Raw genomic sequence first — 22,582 nt, 5'->3', positions numbered from 1 at the left:
CCGGTCCCTCAAGGGCGCTCCCTGCGGTCGCGTCGCTTCGCGATGGCCTACGGCCACCCTTGACCGACCGACCCGCCCCGGAAAGACAAAGGACAGCCGGGAAACCCCCAAAAGAACGGGCCGGACCAGAACAGCGAGAGACGGCCCCGCCAGAGACGCCCGACCCCGCTCCGGCAGCAGCCAGGCACCGGGCTCGTCCAGACCGCTTCCCGGACCTGGCAGGCGGCCGGCCGTAGCCAAACAGCGACCACAAGCACCTCAGCCCCCGACAGGCGCCTCAAATCGCTACGCGCTCCTCACCAACGGCGTCCGACGGCCGTCCTGGGCCGGGCATAAGCCGCCACAGATCGCTACGCGCTCCCCGACCACGGCGACCGACCCCCGCCTTGGGGCTGGTGAGGGCTCGGGGGCGGAGTCCGCGGTGGTATCTGGACTCAGCTCTTGCGGCAGGCCCTCACCGCGTCGGTGTACAGCTCACGGGTCAGATCCTCCGACCGGATGCCAAGCTCGGCGAGGACCGTGCGGACGTCGCCAAGGGCGGCGCCCAGGTCCTGCTCGTCGGCCAGGGTCTCCAGTTCCAGGAAGGTGCCGTCGACCTCTGGGACGCGGACCAGCGTGGCGAGCATCTGCCTGCCACGTGATTCGAAGGCGTAGTTCCTGCACCGCTTCTCGAAGGCGATGAACGGAACGTATCCGAGACCTCGCAGCGTCGCGTGCACTGCCGTGGCGTCCTCCACGCGGGTCTCGTGTTCAGGTTTCGAACCGGATTCCTCGTCCACCGGAGCGCCCTTGTACGTGAGAACGGTGCGGGTGTCGTCGGGACCGTGCACGGTCCGGACCCGAAGTTCCTCGTATCGGGCCTCCAGCGCTCCGTCCGGGGTGTCGTAGTAGGTGTCCTGGTACACCTCGGCCCGGCCGCCGGCCCGCTCCTCCAGACGCCGCAAGGTCTCTTCGGGCTCGTGCACACGCGCCTTTAGTTCCGCTTCGATCATCTGTCCGTCCCCTCTCAGACCGTGCGTTCTGCGCTCTGGGTGATCGCCTCGAACATGCGCCGGAACCCCCTGAACAGCGGGCCCTGTGGCGTCTCCATCACCTTGTACGTGGCCGACTCGTGCCCTTCCCAACCCACGTCGAACGCCCCGACGAACATGGTCGAGTCGGTCCGGATCAGCCTCCATGTGGGCAGCATGGCGTACCGGTACACCTCGATGTTGCAGATCCCGGCAAGCTCCCGGAGCCGCGCCTCGGCCAGCCGCACACCACTGGCGAGCGATTCCGCAGACTCACCGATCTCGGCTGCCCGTTGGGCCAGGGCCGGCGCTTCGGGGTCGAGGAGCAGCACCCTCACGCGCAGACTCCCGCCTTCACCTCCGAGGTGAGAGCGAAGCATCGAATCGTTCAGCCCGATCAAGCCGAGTCCGCGAACGGCGAGGATGTCCAGCTCGTTCGAAGTGCGCGCCTGCTGCTGGATCTCCTCGCGGGCGGAGGCCTGCGAGGAGTACACGCGCACCACCTCCGGAAACGCTGCGAGGTCGAACGCGGCCCCGCCGACCCGCTTCTCACGACTGGCCGCCAGCCCGAGCAGATGCCGAGCATCGTCCGGCATCTCCAGCCCCTCGGCGATCCGCTCGTACACATCGAGACGCGACACCTCTCGGCGCCGGTTGATGATCTCGTTCACCCGAGCCTGGGTCATCCCGACCGCCGCAGCGATGCGCGCCTGGCTGGCGCCGCCGTATTGCTGCACGTATCGGAACACGGCGCCCACGTCGCGCGCGCGGAGGGCCTCGCGTACATCTGCGCGTTCCCATGCCCAGTCAGGAAGGGCAGTTGGGACAAGCGGTGTGGCCACGGTCGACTACTCCCGTCATCCACCTACGAGATGGAAAGTCATCCCACCGTGAGATTACCGCTTGGATATCGAGCGTGTACGCGGTGTCACCAGATCCTGTCCAGTGCCGGTTCTAGCGCATCCGGTACACGTCATTCACGATCGGAGGCACAGCAGTGACTCATCACACGCGATCAGGGATCCAGACTCCCCGAGTACTCACTACAGGCGGTGCTGTGTGCCCGAGCTGCCTCGGGAGGCGCAGCCACAGCGCCCCCAACCTGGTCGTGGCCGCGCCCAGTCGAGCCCTGCTCGACCGCGCGCACGTCGGCTGGGAGCGCTTCGTCAGCTCTCTCCCGGAGCCGTCCGATGACTGAGCGATACGAGTACCTTCCTCATCCCTTGCTACGGCGTCGTGTGCGCGATGTCGCGTCTGGTGTCGAGGGTGAGCTGATGGCCGTGGTGTGCGAGGACGTATCCGACTCCGGCCGCCGGCACTGGATCGAGCTCGCGTACATCCGAGGTCCGTCGGGACGCGAGTTCTCGACTGCAGTGGCCAACATCGAGTCCGCCGCCCACCCGTTCGTGTTGTCGGAAGGCGGGGGCCGGTCGCCGTGGTCGGGGAGCGCGTAGCGATCTGTGGCGGCTTATGTCGGGCCCAGGACGGCGGTCGGACGCCGTTGGTGAGGAGCGCGTAGCGATTTGAGGCGCCTGTCGGGGGCTGAGGTGCTTGTGGTCGCTGTTTGGCTACGGCTGGCCGCCTGCCCGGCCCGGAGACCGGACCTGGCAGGCCCGAGGTGGGGCCCGGCTGTTGCGGGGGCGGGGCCGAACATCTCTGGCTGGCCCGTCTGTCGCTGTTCTGGTCCGGCCCGTTCTTTTGGGGGTTTCCCGGTTGTCCTTTGTCTTTCCGGGGCGGGTCGGTCGGTCAAGGGTGGCCGTAGGTCATCGCGAAGCGACGCGACCGCAGGGAGCGCCCTTGAGGGACCGGCCCGACACGGAAGGACGATGGGCAGCCGGGAAACCCCCAAGGCTTCTCTGGTTCCGCCCGGCCGGGGCCCCGAACCGTCCCCCGGCCCAGCGCGGGGCGCGAGGGGATGAAGGCCCCGCACGCGCGTGGGACCCGTACAGGACTGGCAGCGCCCGCCCCGGCCCCGAGGGGGCGGGTGGGCAGCCACCGATCCGGGGCGGGGCCCGAGGGGGTGAAGGTCCCGCACGCGCGTGGGACCGTACAAGACAACCCGCGCCCGCCCCGGCCCCGAGGCGGCGGGTGGGCAACCCCCGGCCCGGGGCAGGGGTCCCGCCGCGTGGGACCCGTACCGGACCCCCGTCCTCACCCCCGCCCGAGCGTCAGCTCGTAGCGGCGGCCGTGGCGGGTGCCGCCCGGGAGCGGGAAACGTTCCGCCAGGGTCATTCCGAGGCGTTCCGCCACCGCGATCGAGCGGACGTTGGCGTCGTCGATCATGGACACCACGTAGGGGACGCCCGCCGCGCGGACCCGCTCCAGCGTGGCCAGCGCGGCGGCGTACGCGTAGCCCTTGCCCCACGCCGCCCGGCCCAGCCGCCACCCGATCTCCAGTTCGCCGACCGGCCCCCACGCCTTCTCCGCGGGCCACGGCTGGGCGCCGGTGAAGCCGAGCACCTCCCCGTCCGCGTCCAGCAGCGTCCACAGGCAGTAGCCGAGCTGCGCGTCGTACATGCGCTGGCGCGCGGTGAACTCCTCGTACAGCGACAGCTCGGCGGGTCCGCCGAGGAATTCCATGACCTCGGGGTCGTTGAAGACACGGTGCCAGGCGCGCGCGTCCTCGTCGGTGGGGACGCGGAGCTGTACCACGGGGAGCGGCCGGGTCGGCGAGGTGGTCATCAGGGCAGCCCTTCGGTTCGCGATCTCTCTCGCTGCATAGACTGCACATGTCCTGTGCCCATGGGCACCCTTTATCGAGTTATCGAGCCTTCGGGAGATCCCGCCGTGACCGAGCCCCTCTCCGAACACTCCGCGGACGTGATCGTCGTCGGGGCCGGGCCCGCCGGCTCGACCACCGCGTACTACCTCGCCAAGGCCGGCCTGGACGTCCTGCTCCTGGAGAAGACGGCCTTCCCCCGCGAGAAGGTCTGCGGTGACGGCCTGACGCCCCGCGCCACCAAGCAGCTGGTGGCGATGGGCATCGACATCTCCGAAGAGGCCGGCTGGCTCCGGAACAAGGGCCTGCGCATCATCGGCGGCGGCCAGCGGCTCCAGCTGGACTGGCCGGAACTCGCCTCCTACCCGGACTACGGACTCGTCCGCAAGCGCGACGACTTCGACGAGACCCTGGCCCGCCAGGCGCAGAAGGCCGGCGCCCGGCTCTACGAGCGCTGCAACGTGGGCGAGCCCGTACGCGACCCCCGCACCGGGCACATCACCGGCGTGCAGGCGAAGCTCGGCGAGGAGAAGACCCCGGTCACCTTCCACGCCCCGCTCGTCGTCGCGGCCGACGGCAACTCCTCCCGGCTGTCCCTGGCGATGGGCCTGCACCGCCGCGAGGACCGCCCGATGGGTGTGGCCGTGCGTACGTACTTCACCTCGCCCCGCCACGACGACGACTACCTGGAGTCCTGGCTGGAGCTGTGGGACCGGCGCGGCCCGCAGGACCGGCTGCTGCCCGGCTACGGCTGGATCTTCGGCATGGGTGACGGCACGTCCAATGTCGGCCTCGGCATCCTCAACTCCTCCTCCGCCTTCAAGGAGCTGGACTGGCGCGAGGTCCTCAAGGCCTGGTGCGCGTCCATGCCGGAGGACTGGGGCTACACCCCCGAGAACATGACGCAGCCGATCCGCGGCGCGGCCCTGCCGATGGCCTTCAACCGGCAGCCGCACTACACGAAGGGCCTGCTGCTCGTCGGCGACGCGGGCGGTCTGGTCAACCCGTTCAACGGCGAGGGCATCGCCTACGCGATGGAGTCCGGCCAGATCGCGGCCGACGTCATCGTGCAGGCCCACGCCCGGGCCACCCCGGCCCAGCGCGAACTGGCCCTGCACAACTACCCGAAGGTCCTCAAGGAGACGTACGGCGGCTACTACACGCTCGGCCGCGCCTTCGTGAAGCTCATCGGCAACCCGAAGGTCATGAAGGTCGCCACGCAGCGCGGCCTGACGCACCCGGTGCTGATGCGTTTCACCCTGAAGATGCTGGCCAACCTGACCGACCCGACGGGCGGCGACGCGATGGACCGCATCATCAACGGCCTGTCGAAGGTGGCCCCACGCGCTTGATCGGTCAGGGCCGGGCCGCTCGTCGGGTAGTCGAGCGGTCCGGGTGCACCGCCTAGCGTCAGGGCGGAGGGCCACTCGTCGGCCGCTTGGTGGGCGACCTTGATGCGCACATGCATCCTCTCGACGCCCCGTCGATCTGCAGCGCACGCCTGGGGCGTCCAGGACGAGCTCACCACTCCTGTTCCGCCCGTCGCCGAGTTTCTGTGGTGACGGGGCCGAACGCCTTGCGGTCGGCCGCGACGACCTCGCTGAGCTTGGCCGACGCCACCCACTCCTCAAGGGCTTCGGCCACAGCGGAGGAGTCGTCGTTCTTACCGGCCTGCTCGGCTGTGGGGTGGGAGTTGCTGCTCATACGCAAAACGTACGCCGCCGGGTGGGAGAATCGCGCGGTCGTCGCGGGCATGGCCGCCGCCGCACCGCTCGACCCGGCGCGGGGTGCCCGTGAAGCATCTCTACCTCGGCCGAACCCAGGTGGCCGGCGAACTTGATCGCTCAAGATGCGTGATTTACGCCCGCCCGCCGTGCGTCGCAGCGGGCGGGCAGGGTCACGCGACGTACAGCCGCTCGATGGCAGGCTTGGCTGCTTGCGCTCGCGCTGCCGAGAGCTTGAGGAGCTCGCGCCGGAACCGACGCGTCGATGTCATGTTCTGCTGGAAGTCGGACTTGTTCAGCTCATCGAGGATGAAGAGCAGTGCCTCACGACTCTGCCCGACGGCGTGCAGCCGGACCGTAGTGAGCTCAGGGCGGTAAATGACAAGCGTGTTCCACTCGTTTGGCCAACGGGGGGTGCGGGGGAAGGTCTCCAGTCCCCGTCGTCGGAGTAGCGAGCAGACGGTCTGCAAGCGCTCCAGGCGTAGGCGCTCGCGTCCCTCCAGTGACCGGATCACCCAGTTGTGGACGACAGCGGCGCCCTGATTCTTGTCGACGCGATCCTCAAGGGCGTCGAGGGTTCGTTGCGAGACGTAGATGGTCAACCCGTCCTCCTCATGGAAATGAGGCCACATTGACGGAGTTCCTCCGAGCGCAGGTGGATTATGCCTGCTTGGTCACCGGATTGTGTGATCGGGTGGTATGGGAGGCTCGGCGGGCCATGGTCCGCAGGTGCGCACAGGCTTGGGGTGACCAAGGTGGCCCCGAAGGCCTGATCAGGGTCGTTCCGTGGGCCGGGTCGGGTTTTCGGCGGGTCGGCCCGCTTCGGGGGCCGGGGCGTGGACGGTGCGGACGCACCGGGCCATCAGTACCAGCCCGCACATCAGCAGCACCGCCGAGGCCGTCCAGCCGAAGCCCAGGGTGAGCGGGTGACCCGGCTTCTGCCAGGGGCGGGCGGTGGTCAGCAGCCAGCCGCCGAACGCGAGGAGGCAGAGCCCGAGCGCGGCCGGAACGGCGGGCGAGCCGCCGGTGCCGTGGTACTCGTACGGCTTGGTGCTCACGGACCACCACCTCCAGGGTCGGGCTGCGGTCTGAGGGTCAGGCGCGCAGCCGCTATCTTCGCAGGGCCTCGGCCGGTTCGATACGGGCTGCCCGCCAGGCGGGATAGAGCCCGGCGAGCAGTCCGGTGACCAGCCCGGTGAGCGGGGCGGCGGCGACGGTGGCCGGGTGGATCACCGGGGTCCAGTCGCGGGCCAGGGAGACGGCGACCACGGTCAGCTCGCCCAGGGACGTGCCGACCAGCCCGCCGAGCGCGCCCAGGGTCGCGGACTCGGTGAGGAACTGGGCGGAGATGTGCCGGCCGCGTGCGCCGAGGGCCCGGCGCAGACCGATCTCGGCGGTCCGTTCCAGCACCGCGACCAGGGTGGTGTTCGCGATCCCGACGGCGCCGATGACCAGGCAGATCCCGGCGAGCAGCAGGAAGAGCGCGCTCAGGTCGGAGGTCACGCCGGAGCGCAGCATCCGCGGGTCGGGCGGCGGTACGGCCTTCAGGTACTCGGGATGGTCGGGGCGCAGCGCGAGCGGGGCGAGGTCGGCGACCTGGCGGGCGGCGCCGAGTTCGGTGGCGATCAGCATGCTCGCGGAGGTCGGCGCGGGCGGCCCCCACAACTCCTCCGCGGTGGCCCGGGGCACGAGCACCGACAGCAGGTTCTCCGGCTTGCGCTCGACGTCCGCGAGGATCCCGGCGACGGTGAAGGGCTCCTGGCCGATGTAGAGGGCGGGCCGGGTGGCGAGGGTGGTGATGCCGAGCCGCCCGGCGAGCCCGTCGCCGATGACGACCACGCGCTGTCTGCTCTGCTCGGCGAAGTCGTCGTAGAGCCGTCCCTCCTGGAGGGTGGGGACGAGTGCGGCGACGGCGCCGGGGGAGGCGGCGACGACGCTGATGCCGGTGGCGGCGTTGCCGCCGCCGGAGGGCAGGGCGCCGACGGTGGTCGTCGAGTCGAGCCGTACGGTCCACATGACGCCGGTGCTGCGGATGCCCGCGACGGCGCGCAGCCGCTGTTCGGCGTCGGCCGGGAAGCCGGGGCCGGCGAACTCGTCCTGCCGCGTGGCGATGTCCTCGACGGTCACCTCGGTGGCGGTCAGGACGTTGAACCGGCCGTCGATCTGCGAGGAGATGGTGGCGGTCAGGCCGAGGACGGCCACGAAACTGCCCACGCCGAGCACCGTCCCGAGCGCGGTGAGCACGGCCCGCCCGGGGCGGCGGAGCATGCCGGCGACGGCCTCGGCGAGGGCGTCGCGTACGGACAGCCGGGTCGGCCGGACGGTGCTCACGTACGCAGCCGCCCGTCGCGGATGGTGACGGTACGGGCGCCGCGCCGGGCGACCTCGGGGTCGTGGGTGATGACGAGGACGGTCATCCCGGAGCCGTGCAGTTCGTCCAGCAGCCCCAGCACGGAGGCGGCATTGGCGGAGTCGAGGTTGCCGGTGGGCTCGTCGCACAGCAGCAGCGAGGGCCGTCCGACGAGGGCGCGGGCGATGGCCACGCGCTGGCGTTCGCCGCCGGACAGCCGCCCGGGAACGGCGCCGGCGCGGTGCCCGAGACCGACCTGGTCGAGTGCCTCGCGGGCCCGTACGAGGCGCTGCGCGCGCGGTGTTCCGGTGTAGAGCATGGCGAGGGTGACGTTCTCCAGGGCGGACCGGTGGGGGAGGAGGTGGAAGGACTGGAAGACGAAGCCGATGCGGCGGCCGCGCAGGGCGGTGCGCTCCCGGTCGGGGAGCGCGGCGGTGTCGATCCCGTCGAGGAGGTACTGGCCGCTGGTGGGGGAGTCGAGCAGCCCGGCGACGTTGAGGAAGGTGGACTTCCCGGAGCCGGAGGGGCCGACGACCGTGATGAACTCGCCGCGGCGGACGATGAGTTCGCAGGGGTGGAGGGCTTCGACGGGGGGTGGGCCGGGGTAGGTGAGGCCGACGCCGCGGAACTCGATGACGGGGGCGTCGGGATCCGGCTCCTTTCCCGCCCGGGGGCGGCGCGGGCGGGGGAACCTCACTTGGCGGTCCCCTTGCCCGGTCCCTTGTCCGTCCCCTTGCCCGGTCCCTTGTCCGGCCGCTTCGGGGCGGTGCCGATGACGACGCGCGCGCCGGGGGCGAGCTCGCCGCCCCTGAGGGGGAGCACGGCCACGTAGCCGTCGCCGCTGGTGCCGGTCCGGACGGGGATGCGCCGCTGCGTGCCGTCGGCGGAGACGGCCGTGACGAGGGTCTGGCCGTCGGGGCTGGCGGAGACCGCGGTGACCGGGACCACGAGGGCCTCGCCGTCGGTGGCGGCGGACTCGATGGTCAGCCGTACGTCCTGCCCGGCGAACCCGGCGGGCAGCGGCTGGTCGGGGCGGACCACCATCCGGTAGCCGAGGTCGGCGGCGCCGCCCTTGCCCTGGGAGCTCTCGCCCTGGCCGCTCTGCCCGCCCTGCTGTCCGTTCTGCTGCCCCGACGGCTGGCCGGTGGACCGCTCGGTGGCGACCAGTGCCACCTTGCCGCGGGCGTCGGTGCCCGCGATCTCGGAGGAGACCACCACGGACATGCCCGCGCGCAGCAGCTGCTTCTTGTCCTCCTTGAGGTAGGCCTCGACGACGAGTTCGCCCGCCGACAGCGTGAGCACCGACCCGGACACGGGGCCGCTGACGCGGCCGCCGACGGCGCTGACCCGGGCGGGGAAGGCGCCGAGGAACACGGTCTCGGAGGCGGGGAGCATCGGCCCGTCGGCGGTCTCCGCCGCCGTCAGCTTGGCCCGGGCGTCGTCGAGCGCCTGGCGGGCGCGCGTGAGGGACCGCCCGGAATCACCGGCACCGCCGTCACCGCCGCCGGCCGGCTTCCCGGCGGCACCGGGCTTGCCCCCGGTCGCGGTGCCGCCGGGCGAAGGGGTGGCCCCGGCTCCGGCCGCGGTACCGCCGGCCGTCCCGGCCGTGGTGGCCTGGCCGCCGCCGCGGGAGTTCTGGGCGGCGGCGGTGGCGTCCTCGACGGCCCACTCGGCCGACCGTACGGCCTCCCGCGCGGCCTTCAGCGCCTCGCCGCCGTCCGCCACGGCGGGCAGCGGGTCGTACCCGATGGCGCGGTAGCGGGCGGCGAGCGCGGCCTTGGTGCCGGGGCCGAAGAAGCCGCTGCGGTCGGATCCGGTGCCGTGCCCGAGCGCGCGCAGCGCCTGCTGCAACTGCGCCACGTCGTCGCCGGTGGCGCCCGGCTTGAGGTCGCGGTAGACGGGCAGGGTCCCCTTGAGGGTGAACACGGGCCGCCCGGACACCTCGGCCAGCAGCTGCCCGGCGGCGACCGCGTCCCCGGCCTTGAGCGGCAGCTTGGTCACGACGGGCGTGCCCGCGCCTTCGCCGCCGCGGGGCTGCGGGGAGACCTCGACGCTCTGGTCGGCGACCACGGTCCCCCGCATCACCACCTTCTGCGCGAGCACCCGCCGCTCGACCTCCGCGGTCAGCGGCCCCTGCGCGGGCGGCCCGGTCTCGGCGGCCACCTGCGCGGGCGACTTCACCACCGCGGTGGCCAACAACCCCCCGACGGCCATGAGCACGGCCCCACCGACCACCCCGAGCACCACCCGCCGGCCGCGCGCGAGTCCGCCCGGCTCCGGCGCGGCCTTCTCGTCGTCGGCGCCGGCCTGCTCGCCCCCGGTCACGTCCACCACGACGTCCTGCAGTTCACTCATCCGCCGAGGACGCCGTCGTCGGAGCTGCGGCTGGTCCTGCACTTCCTCATCGCGTCCATGTGCTTCGTCCTGAGTTCGACCGCCTGCTCCGGGGTCATGGCCTGGTCGTCGATCTTCCCGGTCACCGGGTCGGGGTCCGGGTACCAGGAGACACCCTGTTCGCGCAGGCACTTGGACTCCGCGAGGGCGGCGGCCAGCCTCTTCGGGTCGGCCGGCGGGGCGGAGGGCGCCGGCGGGACCTTGTCCTTGCACGCCTCCTGGGCCGCCGGGAGCTTGTCCTTCACGGACGGATCGTCCTTGTCCACGCGGGGCGCCCCGCCGTCGGCGTGGGTGATCTTCACCCCGTTGTCCCCGAGGCAGTCGTAGTAGGCGGTCTCCGCCTTGGTGGGCGGAGGGCTGTCGCTCGCCTTCGGCTCGCCGCCGCCCGAGCACGCGCTGAGCGCGAGCGACACGGCGAGGAATATGAACGGCACATGCTTACGCATAGGGGCGCTTCCCTCGGTACGGGATGGTCAGGGCGCCGCAGGGCGAAGTGATGTGCGAACGCGACTCGTGATCCTAGGGAGTGTTCCGCAGGGTTACAACTCCCTTCCCACAGTCACTTTTTGACTGTCCGTAGGCTGAGATTATTCCTTGTGTGCGGATGTCGGCTGGGCTTAAATCCCGCTTGACCTAAGGCAGTTGGGGAAATCCCCGCACTGTCTGTTTCTACGGTGGGGAATGTGCGAATGAACAAGAACCTGCGTGGAGTACGTCTCGCGGCCGCCCCTGCGGCCATAGCTGCCGCCCTGCTGGTCGCAACGGCATCGCCCGCTTCGGCGTCCGTGCACGACGGCTATCTCGAGAAGTACGAGATGGGCCTGTACTACCTGGTCGACCGCGGCGGCTGCGTCTTCGACTACAACAACGACGACGACACCTTCACGGACAACAAGTTCTACGGTCCCGCAGGGTGTCACGGCCGCACGGACTGGGTGAACGACAACACGGAGTCCTACTGGAACCGTGACGTGTACGGATGGAACGTCTACACGGACTGGAACTACGGCGGGATCAAGGGATCCATTCCCATCGGTCACATCGGCAATGCGTCCACCAACTTCAAGAACAAGATCAGCTCGTCGGACTTCTACGTCCAGTAGGCCCTCGTCGCCACAGGCCGGCCGCAACGCCCTCGTACCGAAGGGACCACCAGATGCCACCCGCACAGCGCCGCCGCTCCGCCGCGGCGGCCACCCTGCTGGCAGCGACCCTCCTGGCGGGGTGCGCGGACTCCGGTGGGGCGAAGGGCGAGAGCGGCGGCGAACCCGCCCTCGGCCCTGTCGCCGTGAACCCCGCCACGGTCTCGCTCTCGCTCCCCATGGACGCGTACACGGACACGGACGTCGAGCGCGGACGGATGGACGCCGCGCAGTACCGGCTGACGGCCCAGTGCATGGCGCGCTACGGGTTCTCCTACGAGCAGCCGTCGAAGCCCGGCGGGGGAGCGGCCTCCGCGACGGAGGACCGGCACCGGAACCTCTTCGGGATCGCCGATCCCGCGTATGCGGCGGCGCACGGGTACGCGCCGGAGGCGGGGCGCGAGCGTGCGCCCCGCCCGCCGGTGCCGCAGCTCAGCGACAGCGCGTCCACCGTCCTGTTCGGGCAGCGCCCGGAGGACAAGGGGCAGGCCGACCCGGGCCCGATGAGTGACGAGGAGGCCCAGGCGGCGGACAGCGGTCTCACCGTCGGCGGGCAGAAGGTGCCCGCGGGCGGATGCCAGCGCGAGGGGTACCGCAAGCTCTACGCTCCGACGAAGGACAGCGTGGACCTGCTGTTCACCTTCGGCCTCGCCTCGGAGGCGCACACCCGGGCGCAGGCGGACTCCAGGGTCCGGGACATGCTCGCGAAGTGGTCGCAGTGCATGGCCAAGGCCGGGTACGACGGCGTCGGGTCGCCGTACGAGGTGATCGAGAAGCTGGGGCTGCAGGACGACAAGTCCGGCCCCAGGGCGGTCGCCGTCGCCACCAAGGACGTGGAGTGCAAGCGCGAGGTGAACCTCGTCGGGATCTGGGCCGCCGCGGAGACGGCCTACCAGGAGCAGCTCGTCGAGGAGCACGCGGAGACCCTCGCCCTGTACGGGAAGCAGCGCGACGCCCGCCTCAAGCTGGCGGCCTCGCTCGCGTGACGGCGTGACGGCGTGACGGCGTGACCGCCAGGCCCCGGCCGCTTCGGCCGGGGCCGCACCTGTTCCGGGGTGCGAACCGGACTATCGCCCCGGCTGGCACTTCTTCAGGGCGTCGACGTGGTCGCGCTTGACGGAGGCCCACTGCTCGGTGGTGTTCTTGGTCTGGTCGATCTCGCCGGTGACCGGGTCCGGGTCCGGGTACCAGGAGACGCCCTCGCGCCGCATGCACTCGGACTCCTTCTTCGCGGCGGCCAGCCGGGCGGGGCTCGCCGGCACGGGCTTCGGGGGCGGCGGCGTGAGGGATTCGCAGGCCTTGTGGGCCTCTTCGTTCCAGGGCTTCTCCTTGTTCTCGCGAGGCGCCCCGTAGTCCGTGAAAACGATCTCCACGCCGTTCTTCTTCAGGCAGTCGTAGTACGCGATTTCCTCGGCGGTGGGGGGCGGGCTGTCGCTCGCCTTGGGCTCGTTGTCACCGCCACCGCATCCGGTGAGCGAAATGCACAGGAGGAGCAGCGGGGCGAATTTCCGTATGTGCATGACGGGGTTCCCTTGCGGCAGTAGAAGTGGAATTCATGCGGCTGCGCGAAGCGTGCGAAAGGGCGCGCCGCCAGATAGTAGGTAGGAGCGGCCGGTCCGGACAAGTTACTTGTCAGGCAACAGAAATGACTGTCCATCAGGTTGAGGGAAAAGGGCTGTCCTTTCCTACTGACCGAACCCGTCCCCTTGTGTTTTCGCCCCAGAAGAAGGAGTTCCCCACGATGCGCATCCCCGTCCCGCAGCTCCGGCCGTAATTCCTGCTGACGGCCGTTTTCCTGGCCGGCTGCGGAGGAAGCGACGGCGCCCGCCGAGGCGCTCGCGCTGTACGGGAAGCAGCGCGAGGCCCGCTTCAGGCTGGCGGCGGGCCTGGGCTGAGGGGCCCCGGACACGCCGAAGGGCCGGTACTCCGCCCCCGAGCGGGGGAGTACCGGCCCTTCGTGGCGCTCGGAGAGCGCGCGGGCGGATCAGAGGACGCGCACGGCGCCCGTCGGCTTGTCGTAGCTCAGGGAGCGCTCGACGATGCCCGTGCTGGGGTTCTGCGCGCCGACGAACTTGCCGCCGCCGACGTAGATGGCGACGTGGTAGGCGCTGCCACGGGAGCCCCAGTACAGGATGTCGCCCGGCTGCAGGGCGCTCAGGGAGACAGAGGTGCCGGCCGAGGACTGGGCCTGGGACATGCGCGGCAGGGAGATGCCGGCCTGGCGGTAGGCCGCCTGGACGAGGCCGGAGCAGTCGAACGAGGACGGGCCGGTGCCGCCCATGACGTACGCCTTGCCGACCTGCGCGCGGGCGAAGTTCACGATGGCCGCGGCGGAGCCGGTGGCCGGGGCGGCCACGGAGGCGCCGGAGCCGTCGCTGGAGGTCGCGCCGGAGGAGGACTTGGTCGACAGGGAGGTGCGGGCGCTGGAGCGGTTGGCGCGGTCGGCCTCGGCCTGGCGGGCCGCCTCCTCCTGCTCCTTCTTCTCGGCGTCGGCCTTCGCCTGGGCGTCTTCCTTCGCCTTCTTCGCCTCGGCGGCGGCGCCGGTGCGGGCGCTCTCCTCCTGGGCGGTCAGTTCGCCCTCGACGGCGGCCGCGCGGGTGTTCTCGGCGGCGGTGGTGACGGCGGAGGAGACCTCGGCGGCCAGGTCCAGCTTGAGGACCGGCATCTCGAGCGTCGTCTCGGCCACGGGCTCGGCGGACGGGGACGCGCTCGCGGTGCCGGCCATCGCCAGGGTGCTGAGGACGCCACCGGCAACTCCGGCGCGGACCGCGAGCTTCGAGGCGCTGCGACGGGGCTTCCGGTGGCTGGGTATGTGAGCGGTGTGGGACATGAGGACAACCGCTATCAGGGGCCCCGGGGTCCCTTCAAGAAACGTGGTCTGCGCCACAGTTGTGCGCGAAGGCCGCGAACCGGGCGCGTCGCGCTTCTTATTGACGCCGTAAAGGGCGAAACGGACACGCCGTCACAAGGCTGTGATCATGGGGTTTCCGCAATAAGTCCGAATTGATCCGCGGCCTACCATCCCTCCGCACAGATGGCCAAGCCCTCTTTCGGCGCCGCGAATCGGGAGTGGCGCAGGTCACAGGAGAGTCACGCTGTGCGGGCGCTGTGGCCCGGTCGTGACCTCGCTGTGAACTGTCCGCCGGGATTCGTGAACGGATGCACACGGATCGCGGCCCCTGCGACCCCTCTCCGTCCCCCTCTCCGTCCCCCTTCTGCCCCGCGTCCACCTCCGTACGCACCCGCTCCCCCGACCGGGCGACACCGGTCCCTTTATCATTCCCGCCGCCGTGCCGCCAATTTGCCTGCAAGGGCCACGATTTGATAGTGCGACACCCTTTCTACCTGCGGTAACGGGGTCGGATGTCACCTTTGGTGATCATGTGGATGCTTCGCGTACGAAGATCACCACTCATCGGACTTCATGATCGTTCGTCAGGTGGTGGAGATCACAAACTCGTTGTTGTAACCCGTGTCGCAGATCACAGAGGACCGGGCATAAGATGCGCAGCAGTCCGGCTTGTGAACTGCCTCACATGCGCCGGCGGCGGTCCAACGGTCAAGGACGACTGGAAGGAGCGAGGAGCGTGAATGCGTACGCGCCCATCCTCGTGCTCGGCGCCCTCGGCGCAGGGTTTGCGATCTTCTCCGTGGTCATGGCCACGCTGATCGGTCCAAAACGGTACAACCGGGCGAAGCTTGAGGCGTACGAGTGCGGCATCGAGCCCACTCCGGTCCCGGCCGGCGGCGGCCGCTTCCCCATCAAGTACTACCTGACGGCGATGCTCTTCATCGTCTTCGACATCGAGGTTGTCTTCCTCTACCCCTGGGCCGTCACCTTCGACTCCCTGGGGATCTTCGGGCTCGTCGAGATGCTGCTCTTCGTGCTCACCGTCTTCGTCGCCTACGCCTACGTGTGGCGCCGCGGCGGCCTGGAATGGGACTGAGGGGCTGAATTTTCCATGGGACTGGAAGAGAAGCTGCCGAGCGGCTTCCTGCTGACCACCGTCGAACAGGCCGCGGGCTGGGTGCGCAAGTCATCCGTCTTCCCCGCGACCTTCGGCCTCGCCTGCTGCGCCATCGAGATGATGACCACCGGAGCGGGCCGGTACGACCTGGCCCGCTTCGGCATGGAGGTCTTCCGCGGCTCCCCGCGCCAGGCCGACCTGATGATCGTGGCGGGCCGGGTCAGCCAGAAGATGGCGCCGGTGCTGCGGCAGGTGTACGACCAGATGCCCGCTCCCAAATGGGTCATCTCCATGGGGGTTTGTGCGTCTTCGGGCGGAATGTTCAACAACTATGCGATTGTCCAGGGCGTCGACCACATCGTTCCGGTGGACATCTACCTCCCCGGCTGCCCGCCCCGCCCCGAGATGCTGATGGACGCGATCCTCAAGCTCCACCAGAAGATCCAGGGCGGAAAGCTCGGCGTGAACCGCGAGGAAGCGGCCCGTGAGGCGGAGGAGGCGGCCCTCAAGGCCCTCCCCATCATCGAGATGAAGGGGCTGCTCCGGTGAGTGAGACCCGCGAACCCAACCCCGACAAGGAACTCAGCCGCCAGAACCTGCCCGGCCAGCGCGGGAACCACGGCGAGGAGGTCCGCGTCCAGCGCGGCATGTTCGGCGCCCGGAACGGCGGCGACACCTCCGGCTACGGCGGCCTCGTGCGCTCCGTACGCCTGCCCGGCGCGGCCGTCCGCCCCTACGGCTCCTACTTCGACGAGGTCGTCGACGAGCTCGAAGGCGCCCTGGAGGAGCAGGACCTCGTCCCGGAGAACGCGATCGAGAAGGTCGTCGTCGACCGGGCGGAGCTGACCCTCCACATCGCCCGCGAGCACCTCGTACGCGTCGCGTCCACCCTGCGCGACGACCCGGCGCTGCGCTTCGAGCTCTGCACCGGCGTCAGCGGCGTCCACTTCCCCGGTGACAAGGGCCGCGAGCTGCACGCCGTCTACCACCTGCGCTCGCTCACCCACGGCCGGATCGTGCGGCTGGAGGTCTCCGTCCCGGACGGCGATCCGCACGTCCCCTCGCTCGTCTCCGTCTACCCGACCAACGACTGGCACGAGCGCGAGACGTACGACTTCTTCGGCCTGGTCTTCGACGGGCACCCGGCCCTCACCCGGATCATGATGCCGGACGACTGGCAGGGCTTCCCGCAGCGCAAGGACTACCCGCTCGGCGGCATCCCCGTCGAGTACAAGGGCGCCCAGATCCCGGCTCCCGACCAGCGGAGGTCGTACAGCTGATGTCCACGTCCAACCACGCCTCCTCCCGGGAGACCACCGAAGGCCTCGTCTACACCGTCACCGGCGGCGACTGGGACGAGATCGTCCAGTCCGCGGCCAAGGCGGACGACGAGCGCATCGTCGTCAACATGGGTCCGCAGCACCCCTCCACCCACGGAGTGCTCCGCCTGATCCTGGAGATCGACGGTGAGACGGTCACCGAGGCCCGCTGCGGCATCGGCTACCTCCACACCGGCATCGAGAAGAACCTCGAATACCGGAACTGGACGCAGGGCACCACCTTCGTCACGCGCATGGACTACCTGACGCCGTTCTTCAACGAGACGGCGTACTGCCTCGGCGTCGAGAAGCTCCTCGGCATCACCGACCAGATCCCGGACCGCGCCACCGTCATCCGCGTCCTGCTGATGGAGCTCAACCGGCTCTCCTCCCACCTGGTGTGCATCGCCACCGGCGGCATGGAGCTGGGCGCGACCACGATCATGATCTACGGCTTCCGCGACCGCGAGCTGATCCTCGACATCTTCGAGCTGATCACCGGCCTGCGCATGAACCACGCGTTCGTCCGCCCCGGCGGCCTCGCGCAGGACCTGCCCCCGGGCGCCATGGACCAGCTGCGCGACTTCGTGAAGACCATGAAGAAGAACCTGCCGGAATACGACAAGCTCGCCACCGGCAACCCCATCTTCAAGGCCCGCATGCAGGACGTCGGCTACCTCGACCTCACCGGCTGCATGGCGCTCGGAGCCACCGGCCCGATCCTGCGCTCCGCCGGCCTGCCGCACGACCTGCGCAAGTCGGACCCGTACTGCGGCTACGAGACCTACGAGTTCGACGTGCCGACCACCGACACCTGCGACTCCTACGGGCGGTTCCTGATCCGCCTGGAGGAGATGCGCCAGTCGCTGCGGATCGTCGAGCAGTGCCTGGAGCGGCTGGAGCCGGGCCCGGTCATGGTCGCCGACAAGAAGATCGCCTGGCCGGCGCAGCTGGCGATGGGCCCCGACGGCCTCGGCAACTCCCTCGACCACATCAGGAACATCATGGGCACCTCCATGGAGGCCCTCATCCACCACTTCAAGCTGGTGACCGAGGGCTTCCGGGTACCGGCCGGGCAGGCGTACGCGGCGGTCGAATCACCCAAGGGCGAACTCGGCGTCCACGTCGTCTCCGACGGCGGCACCCGCCCCTACCGGGTCCACTTCCGCGACCCGTCCTTCACCAACCTGCAGGCCATGGCCGCGATGTGCGAGGGCGGCCAGGTCGCCGACGTCATCGTCGCCGTCGCCTCCATCGACCCCGTGATGGGAGGCGTCGACCGATGACCGACGTGTCTCTGGGCATGCCCCAGCTGCCGGCACCCGACTTCCCGGCCGAGGTACGCGCCCGGCTCGAAGCGGACGCGAAGGAGGTCATCGCCCGCTACCCCGACAGCCGCTCCGCGCTGCTGCCGCTGCTGCACCTGTGCCAGTCGGAGGAGGGCTACGTCTCGCGCACCGGCATCCGCTTCTGCGCCGAGGTGCTGGGCCTGACCACCGCCGAGGTCACGGCGGTGGCGACCTTCTACACGATGTACCGGCGCAAGCCCTCCGGGGACTACCAGGTCGGCGTCTGTACGAACACCCTGTGCGCGGTCATGGGCGGCGACGCCATCTTCGAGGAGCTCAAGGAGCACCTCGGGGTCGGCAACAACGAGACCACCCCCGACGGCAAGGTCACCCTCGAACACATCGAGTGCAACGCGGCCTGCGACTACGCCCCCGTGGTGATGGTCAACTGGGAGTTCTTCGACAACCAGACCCCCGAGTCCGCCAAGGCCATGGTCGACGACCTGCTGGCGGGCCGCGAGGTCGCGCCCACCCGGGGCGCGCCCCTGTGCACCTACAAGGAGACGGCCCGGATCCTGGCCGGCTTCCCCGACGAGCGCGACGGCGCGGTCGAGGCCACCGGCGGCGCCGGTCCCGCCTCCCTGATCGGCCTGCGCATCGCCCGGGGCGAATCCCCGCACGCGCCGATCGTGCACCCGCGCGGCGAGGCGCGCGGCGGCGGCACCACCACCGAGGGAGGGGAGTGATGTCCGTGTCAACGGAACTGAGCAAGAACGGCACGAGCCCGGAGAAGCTCCTCGCACCCGTCCTGTCGGCGTTCTGGGACGAACCGGAGTCGTGGACGCTGGAGACCTACCGGCGCCACGAGGGCTACGAGGGGCTGCGCAAGGCCCTCGCGATGACCCCGGACGACCTCATCGCCTACGTGAAGGACTCGGGCCTGCGCGGACGCGGCGGCGCGGGCTTCCCCACCGGAATGAAGTGGCAGTTCATCCCGCAGGGCGACGGCAAGCCGCACTACCTCGTGGTGAACGCGGACGAGTCGGAACCGGGAACCTGCAAGGACATCCCCCTCCTCTTCGCCAACCCGCACTCCCTCATCGAGGGAATGATCATCGCCTGCTACGCGATCCGTTCGGAGCACGCCTTCATCTACCTGCGGGGCGAGACGGTCCCCGTCCTGCGGCGCCTGCACGAGGCCGTGCGCGAGGCCTACGCGGCGGGCTACCTCGGCAAGGACATCGACGGCACCGGCCGCAACCTCGACATCACGGTGCACGCGGGAGCGGGCGCGTACATCTGCGGCGAGGAGACGGCACTGCTCGACTCCCTCGAAGGCCGGCGCGGTCAGCCCCGGCTGCGTCCCCCCTTCCCTGCCGTCGAGGGGCTCTACGCGTGCCCCACTGTCGTCAACAACGTCGAGTCCATCGCCTCGGTTCCCGCGATCCTGAACAAGGGCAAGGACTGGTTCAAGGCGATGGGCACCGAGAAGTCCCCCGGCTTCACGCTGTATTCGCTCTCCGGGCACGTCGCCGGCCCCGGCCAGTACGAGGCCCCGCTCGGCATCACCCTGCGCCAGCTCCTCGACATGAGCGGCGGGATGCGCCCCGGGCACCGGCTCAAGTTCTGGACCCCGGGCGGCTCCTCCACCCCGATGTTCACCGACGAGCACCTCGACGTCCCGCTCGACTACGAGGGCGTGGGCGCCGCCGGCTCGATGCTCGGCACCAAGGCCCTCCAGTGCTTCGACGAGACCACCTGCGTGGTGCGCGCCGTGACCCGGTGGACCGAGTTCTACGCCCACGAGTCCTGCGGCAAGTGCACGCCCTGCCGCGAAGGCACGTACTGGCTGGTCCAGCTGCTCCGCGACATCGAGGCCGGCAAGGGCGTCATGTCCGACCTCGACAAGCTGAACGACATCGCCGACAACATCAACGGCAAGTCCTTCTGCGCGCTCGGCGACGGCGCGGCCAGCCCGATCTTCTCCTCGCTCAAGTACTTCCGCGAGGAGTACGAGCAGCACATCACCGGGAAGGGCTGCCCCTTCGACCCCAAGAAGTCGACCCTCTGGGCTGACACGGAGGTGACCGCATGACCGTCGCCACGAACGCTCCCGCCGGTGGCGGCGAAGCGGCCGGATCGCGGGCGAACGCCCAGGACACGGTGTCCCTGACCATCGACGGCATCGAGCTGTCGGTGCCCAAGGGCACCCTCGTCATCCGGGCCGCCGAGCAGCTCGGGATCGAGATCCCCCGGTTCTGCGACCACCCCCTCCTGCCCCCGGCCGGTGCCTGCCGCCAGTGCATCGTCGAGGTCGAGGGCCAGCGCAAGCCGATGGCCTCCTGCACCATCACCTGCACCGACGGCATGGTCGTCAAGACGCAGCTGACCTCCGAGGCCGCCGACAAGGCCCAGCGCGGGGTGATGGAGCTGCTGCTCATCAACCACCCGCTGGACTGCCCGGTCTGCGACAAGGGCGGCGAGTGCCCGCTGCAGAACCAGGCGATGTCCCACGGCAACGCCGAATCGCGTTTCGAGGGCAAGAAGCGCACCTACGAGAAGCCGGTCCCGATCTCCACCCAGGTGCTGCTGGACCGCGAGCGGTGCGTGCTGTGCGCGCGCTGCACCCGCTTCTCCAACGAGATCGCCGGCGACCCGATGATCGAGCTGCTGGAGCGCGGCGCGCTCCAGCAGGTGGGCACCGGCGAGGGCGATCCCTTCGAGTCGTACTTCTCCGGCAACACCATCCAGATCTGCCCCGTCGGCGCCCTGACCTCGGCCGCCTACCGGTTCCGCTCCCGCCCCTTCGACCTCGTCTCCTCCCCGAGCGTGTGCGAGCACTGCGCGGGCGGCTGCGCGACCCGGACCGACCACCGCCGCGGCAAGGTGCTGCGCCGGCTGGCCGCCGAGGACCCGGAGGTCAACGAGGAGTGGGTGTGCGACAAGGGCCGCTTCGGCTTCCGCTACGCCCAGCAGCGCGACCGCCTGGACACCCCGCTGGTCCGCAACGCCGCCGGGGTCCTGGAGCCCGCGAGCTGGCCCGAGGCCCTGGAGGCCGCCGCGAACGGGCTGGCCGCCGCGCGGGGCCGCGCCGGCGTGCTGACCGGCGGCCGGCTCACCGTCGAGGACGCGTACGCGTACGCCAAGTTCGCCCGGGTGGTGCTCGACACCAACGACATCGACTTCCGGGCCCGCGTGCACAGCGCGGAGGAGGCCGAGTTCCTGGCCGCCACCGTGGCCGGCACCGGCAAGGACCTCGACGGCAGGGGCGTCACCTACACCTCCCTGGAGGCGGCGCCGGCGGTGCTGCTCGCCGGCATCGAGGCGGAGGAGGAGGCCCCCGGGGTCTTCCTGCGGCTGCGCAAGGCCCACCGCAGGCGGGGGCAGCGGACCTTCGCCCTCGCCCCGTTCGCGACCCGCGGCCTGGAGAAGGCGGGCGGCACCCTGCTCGCCGCCGCGCCCGGCACCGAGCCCGAGTGGCTCGACGCGCTCGCCTCCCGCAGCGGATTGGAGGCCGGCGGGGCCGTCGCCGCGGAGGCGCTGCGCGAGAAGGGTGCGGTCATCGTCGTCGGGGAGCGGCTCGCCGCCGTGCCCGGCGCGCTGACCGCCGCCGTACGGGCCGCCGCCGCGACCGGCGCCAAGCTGGTGTGGATCCCGCGCCGTGCCGGGGAGCGGGCCGCCGTCGAGGCGGGCGCGCTGCCGTCCCTGCTGCCCGGCGGCCGTCCGGCCACCGATCCGCGGGCCCGCGACGAGGTCGCCACCGCCTGGGGCCTGGAGGAACTCCCGCACCGCTACGGACGCGACACCGGCCAGATCGTCGAGGCAGCCGCCACGGGCGAACTGTCCGCCCTGCTGGTGGCGGGCGTCGAGGTCACCGACCTGCCCGACCCGGCGCGCGCCGGGGCCGCCCTCAAGGAGGCCTTCGTGGTCTCCCTTGAACTGCGGCCCAGCGCGGTCACCGCCCACGCGGACGTGGTCTTCCCCGTCGCCGCCGTGGCCGAGAAGGCCGGCGCCTTCATCAACTGGGAGGGCAGGGTCCGGCCGTTCGAGCCCGCCCTCAAGCCCGACCAGATGACCCGCCGGCTCGCCCCGGCCGACGCCCGCGTCCTGCACATGCTGGCCGACGCGGCCGACCGGCCGATCGCGCTGCCCGACGTACACGCCGTACGCCGGGAGCTCGACGCGCTCGGCCCGTGGGCCGGGGAGCGGGCCGCCGAACAGTCCGCGGACACCGCGCCGGTACCCCGCCCGGGCGCCGGCGAGGCCGTCCTCGCGGGCCACAGGCTCCTCCTCGACCAGGGCAGGCTCCAGGAGGGCGACGAGGCCCTGGCCGGCACCCGGCACGAGGCCAGTGCGCGCCTGTCGGCCGCCACGGCCGCCGAAACGGGCGTCAAGAACGGGGACGTCCTCGCGGTCACCGGCCCGGCCGGCTCCGTGGAACTCCCGCTCCGGATCACCGAGATGCCCGACCGCGTGGTCTGGCTCCCGCTGAACTCCACCGGCTCCGGCGTCCTCGCCGACACCGGCGCCCGGCCCGGCACTCTCGTCCGGATCGGCCCGGCCGGGGTCGGCCTGGCGGCCGACGAGGCCACGGAGGTGCGGCCGTGAACGCCACCGCCCTGCCGCAACCCGCGCCACTGACCCACGTCCTTCGGCCGGGCGAAGCT

Annotated in this window: 23 protein-coding genes; 11 read left to right on the top strand and 12 right to left on the bottom strand. The window is 70.8% G+C overall.

What is annotated here, in order from left to right; genetic code table 11:
* Positions 1-434: 434 nt before the first annotated feature.
* Both cyaB and ACFTXQ_RS18505 read right to left on the bottom strand, forming a co-directional pair.
* Positions 435-992, bottom strand: coding sequence for a class IV adenylate cyclase (cyaB, locus tag ACFTXQ_RS18510; protein WP_382641986.1), 558 nt, complete (start codon positions 990-992; stop codon positions 435-437).
* Positions 993-1,006: 14 nt separating this feature from the next.
* The gene (locus ACFTXQ_RS18505; protein ID WP_382641984.1) at positions 1,007-1,852 is read right to left on the bottom strand and encodes a helix-turn-helix domain-containing protein; all 846 of its coding nucleotides are present in this window, start codon (positions 1,850-1,852) and stop codon (positions 1,007-1,009) included.
* A gap of 348 nt (positions 1,853-2,200) precedes the next feature.
* Here ACFTXQ_RS18505 and ACFTXQ_RS18500 point away from each other — a divergent pair, with 348 nt between their 5' ends.
* On the top strand, positions 2,201-2,464 hold the full coding sequence (locus tag ACFTXQ_RS18500) for a hypothetical protein (RefSeq protein WP_382641983.1): 264 nt from the start codon (positions 2,201-2,203) through the stop codon (positions 2,462-2,464).
* Positions 2,465-3,161: 697 nt separating this feature from the next.
* Here ACFTXQ_RS18500 and ACFTXQ_RS18495 read toward each other — a convergent pair.
* Complete coding sequence (locus ACFTXQ_RS18495; protein WP_382641981.1) at positions 3,162-3,692, bottom strand: GNAT family N-acetyltransferase; 531 nt, start codon at positions 3,690-3,692, stop codon at positions 3,162-3,164.
* A 105-nt stretch (positions 3,693-3,797) separates the two neighbouring features.
* On the opposite strand from ACFTXQ_RS18495, the gene ACFTXQ_RS18490 reads away from it, so the two are divergent.
* Positions 3,798-5,081 (top strand): geranylgeranyl reductase family protein, encoded by a 1,284-nt coding sequence (locus tag ACFTXQ_RS18490; RefSeq protein WP_382641979.1) that lies wholly within the window; start codon positions 3,798-3,800, stop codon positions 5,079-5,081.
* A 169-nt stretch (positions 5,082-5,250) separates the two neighbouring features.
* On the opposite strand, the gene ACFTXQ_RS18485 is transcribed toward ACFTXQ_RS18490, so the two are convergent.
* From ACFTXQ_RS18485 to ACFTXQ_RS18455, 7 genes are all read right to left on the bottom strand, one after another.
* Entirely contained in the window at positions 5,251-5,433 is a 183-nt protein-coding gene (locus ACFTXQ_RS18485; RefSeq protein WP_382641977.1) for a hypothetical protein, read from the bottom strand.
* 193 nt (positions 5,434-5,626) lie between these two features.
* Positions 5,627-6,055: a hypothetical protein gene (locus ACFTXQ_RS18480; protein ID WP_382641975.1), complete on the bottom strand. Its 429-nt coding sequence runs from the start codon at positions 6,053-6,055 to the stop codon at positions 5,627-5,629.
* A gap of 171 nt (positions 6,056-6,226) precedes the next feature.
* Positions 6,227-6,511 carry a hypothetical protein gene (locus ACFTXQ_RS18475; RefSeq protein WP_382641973.1) on the bottom strand — a complete coding sequence of 95 codons (285 nt, stop codon included), beginning with the start codon at positions 6,509-6,511 and terminating at the stop codon, positions 6,227-6,229.
* A gap of 52 nt (positions 6,512-6,563) precedes the next feature.
* The gene (locus ACFTXQ_RS18470) at positions 6,564-7,784 is read right to left on the bottom strand and encodes an ABC transporter permease (RefSeq protein ID WP_382641971.1); all 1,221 of its coding nucleotides are present in this window, start codon (positions 7,782-7,784) and stop codon (positions 6,564-6,566) included.
* A complete protein-coding gene (locus tag ACFTXQ_RS18465) occupies positions 7,781-8,500 on the bottom strand; it encodes an ABC transporter ATP-binding protein (RefSeq protein ID WP_382641969.1) in 720 nt (239 codons plus the stop codon). The genes ACFTXQ_RS18470 and ACFTXQ_RS18465 overlap by 4 nt, the downstream gene beginning before the upstream one ends.
* Entirely contained in the window at positions 8,497-10,158 is a 1,662-nt protein-coding gene (locus ACFTXQ_RS18460; protein WP_382641967.1) for a peptidoglycan-binding protein, read from the bottom strand. The genes ACFTXQ_RS18465 and ACFTXQ_RS18460 overlap by 4 nt, the downstream gene beginning before the upstream one ends.
* On the bottom strand, positions 10,155-10,643 hold the full coding sequence (locus ACFTXQ_RS18455; protein WP_382641965.1) for a hypothetical protein: 489 nt from the start codon (positions 10,641-10,643) through the stop codon (positions 10,155-10,157). Before ACFTXQ_RS18455 ends, ACFTXQ_RS18460 begins: the two co-directional genes overlap by 4 nt.
* Positions 10,644-10,886: 243 nt before the next feature.
* Here ACFTXQ_RS18455 and ACFTXQ_RS18450 point away from each other — a divergent pair, with 243 nt between their 5' ends.
* Together ACFTXQ_RS18450 and ACFTXQ_RS18445 are read left to right on the top strand one after the other, a co-directional pair.
* Complete coding sequence (locus ACFTXQ_RS18450; RefSeq protein ID WP_382641963.1) at positions 10,887-11,300, top strand: peptidase inhibitor family I36 protein; 414 nt, start codon at positions 10,887-10,889, stop codon at positions 11,298-11,300.
* Between the two features lie 53 nt (positions 11,301-11,353).
* Entirely contained in the window at positions 11,354-12,325 is a 972-nt protein-coding gene (locus ACFTXQ_RS18445) for a hypothetical protein (RefSeq protein WP_382641961.1), read from the top strand.
* A gap of 81 nt (positions 12,326-12,406) precedes the next feature.
* On the opposite strand, the gene ACFTXQ_RS18440 is transcribed toward ACFTXQ_RS18445, so the two are convergent.
* Both ACFTXQ_RS18440 and ACFTXQ_RS18435 read right to left on the bottom strand, forming a co-directional pair.
* On the bottom strand, positions 12,407-12,859 hold the full coding sequence (locus tag ACFTXQ_RS18440; RefSeq protein WP_382641959.1) for a hypothetical protein: 453 nt from the start codon (positions 12,857-12,859) through the stop codon (positions 12,407-12,409).
* A gap of 464 nt (positions 12,860-13,323) precedes the next feature.
* Positions 13,324-14,169 (bottom strand): C40 family peptidase, encoded by an 846-nt coding sequence (locus ACFTXQ_RS18435; protein WP_382641957.1) that lies wholly within the window; start codon positions 14,167-14,169, stop codon positions 13,324-13,326.
* A gap of 757 nt (positions 14,170-14,926) precedes the next feature.
* On the opposite strand from ACFTXQ_RS18435, the gene ACFTXQ_RS18430 reads away from it, so the two are divergent.
* Genes ACFTXQ_RS18430 through ACFTXQ_RS18400 form a run of 7 tightly spaced genes read left to right on the top strand, consistent with a single transcriptional unit; the run spans position 14,927 to position 22,523 of the window.
* A complete protein-coding gene (locus ACFTXQ_RS18430) occupies positions 14,927-15,286 on the top strand; it encodes an NADH-quinone oxidoreductase subunit A (protein ID WP_008738438.1) in 360 nt (119 codons plus the stop codon).
* 15 nt (positions 15,287-15,301) lie between these two features.
* On the top strand, positions 15,302-15,856 hold the full coding sequence (locus tag ACFTXQ_RS18425; protein WP_031145921.1) for an NADH-quinone oxidoreductase subunit B family protein: 555 nt from the start codon (positions 15,302-15,304) through the stop codon (positions 15,854-15,856).
* Complete coding sequence (locus tag ACFTXQ_RS18420) at positions 15,853-16,587, top strand: NADH-quinone oxidoreductase subunit C (RefSeq protein WP_382641954.1); 735 nt, start codon at positions 15,853-15,855, stop codon at positions 16,585-16,587. The genes ACFTXQ_RS18425 and ACFTXQ_RS18420 overlap by 4 nt, the downstream gene beginning before the upstream one ends.
* A complete protein-coding gene (locus ACFTXQ_RS18415) occupies positions 16,587-17,912 on the top strand; it encodes an NADH-quinone oxidoreductase subunit D (RefSeq protein WP_382641952.1) in 1,326 nt (441 codons plus the stop codon). Before ACFTXQ_RS18420 ends, ACFTXQ_RS18415 begins: the two co-directional genes overlap by 1 nt.
* The gene (gene nuoE, locus ACFTXQ_RS18410; protein ID WP_382641950.1) at positions 17,909-18,661 is read left to right on the top strand and encodes an NADH-quinone oxidoreductase subunit NuoE; all 753 of its coding nucleotides are present in this window, start codon (positions 17,909-17,911) and stop codon (positions 18,659-18,661) included. Before ACFTXQ_RS18415 ends, nuoE begins: the two co-directional genes overlap by 4 nt.
* On the top strand, positions 18,661-20,010 hold the full coding sequence (gene nuoF, locus ACFTXQ_RS18405; protein WP_382641948.1) for an NADH-quinone oxidoreductase subunit NuoF: 1,350 nt from the start codon (positions 18,661-18,663) through the stop codon (positions 20,008-20,010). Before nuoE ends, nuoF begins: the two co-directional genes overlap by 1 nt.
* Positions 20,007-22,523, top strand: coding sequence for an NADH-quinone oxidoreductase subunit G (locus ACFTXQ_RS18400; protein WP_382641946.1), 2,517 nt, complete (start codon positions 20,007-20,009; stop codon positions 22,521-22,523). Before nuoF ends, ACFTXQ_RS18400 begins: the two co-directional genes overlap by 4 nt.
* Positions 22,524-22,582: the final 59 nt, after the last annotated feature.

It is taken from the genome of Streptomyces sp. NPDC057010, assembly GCF_042673805.1.
GTDB lineage: Bacteria > Actinomycetota > Actinomycetes > Streptomycetales > Streptomycetaceae > Streptomyces.
Note: the sequence above shows the minus strand (reverse complement) of the source record. Positions and strands in the feature narration are given on the sequence as shown.

Coding starts and splice junctions, on each gene's coding strand:
- ACFTXQ_RS18400 (WP_382641946.1), top strand. CDS start 20,007: ATGACCGTCGCCACGAACGCTCCCGCCGGTGGCGGCGAAGCGGCCGGA.
- ACFTXQ_RS18485 (WP_382641977.1), bottom strand. CDS start 5,433: ATGAGCAGCAACTCCCACCCCACAGCCGAGCAGGCCGGTAAGAACGAC.
- ACFTXQ_RS18425 (WP_031145921.1), top strand. CDS start 15,302: ATGGGACTGGAAGAGAAGCTGCCGAGCGGCTTCCTGCTGACCACCGTC.
- ACFTXQ_RS18435 (WP_382641957.1), bottom strand. CDS start 14,169: ATGTCCCACACCGCTCACATACCCAGCCACCGGAAGCCCCGTCGCAGC.
- ACFTXQ_RS18445 (WP_382641961.1), top strand. CDS start 11,354: ATGCCACCCGCACAGCGCCGCCGCTCCGCCGCGGCGGCCACCCTGCTG.
- ACFTXQ_RS18500 (WP_382641983.1), top strand. CDS start 2,201: ATGACTGAGCGATACGAGTACCTTCCTCATCCCTTGCTACGGCGTCGT.
- ACFTXQ_RS18440 (WP_382641959.1), bottom strand. CDS start 12,859: ATGCACATACGGAAATTCGCCCCGCTGCTCCTCCTGTGCATTTCGCTC.
- cyaB (WP_382641986.1), bottom strand. CDS start 992: ATGATCGAAGCGGAACTAAAGGCGCGTGTGCACGAGCCCGAAGAGACC.
- ACFTXQ_RS18415 (WP_382641952.1), top strand. CDS start 16,587: ATGTCCACGTCCAACCACGCCTCCTCCCGGGAGACCACCGAAGGCCTC.
- ACFTXQ_RS18460 (WP_382641967.1), bottom strand. CDS start 10,158: ATGAGTGAACTGCAGGACGTCGTGGTGGACGTGACCGGGGGCGAGCAG.
- ACFTXQ_RS18495 (WP_382641981.1), bottom strand. CDS start 3,692: ATGACCACCTCGCCGACCCGGCCGCTCCCCGTGGTACAGCTCCGCGTC.
- ACFTXQ_RS18455 (WP_382641965.1), bottom strand. CDS start 10,643: ATGCGTAAGCATGTGCCGTTCATATTCCTCGCCGTGTCGCTCGCGCTC.
- nuoF (WP_382641948.1), top strand. CDS start 18,661: ATGTCCGTGTCAACGGAACTGAGCAAGAACGGCACGAGCCCGGAGAAG.
- ACFTXQ_RS18450 (WP_382641963.1), top strand. CDS start 10,887: ATGAACAAGAACCTGCGTGGAGTACGTCTCGCGGCCGCCCCTGCGGCC.
- nuoE (WP_382641950.1), top strand. CDS start 17,909: ATGACCGACGTGTCTCTGGGCATGCCCCAGCTGCCGGCACCCGACTTC.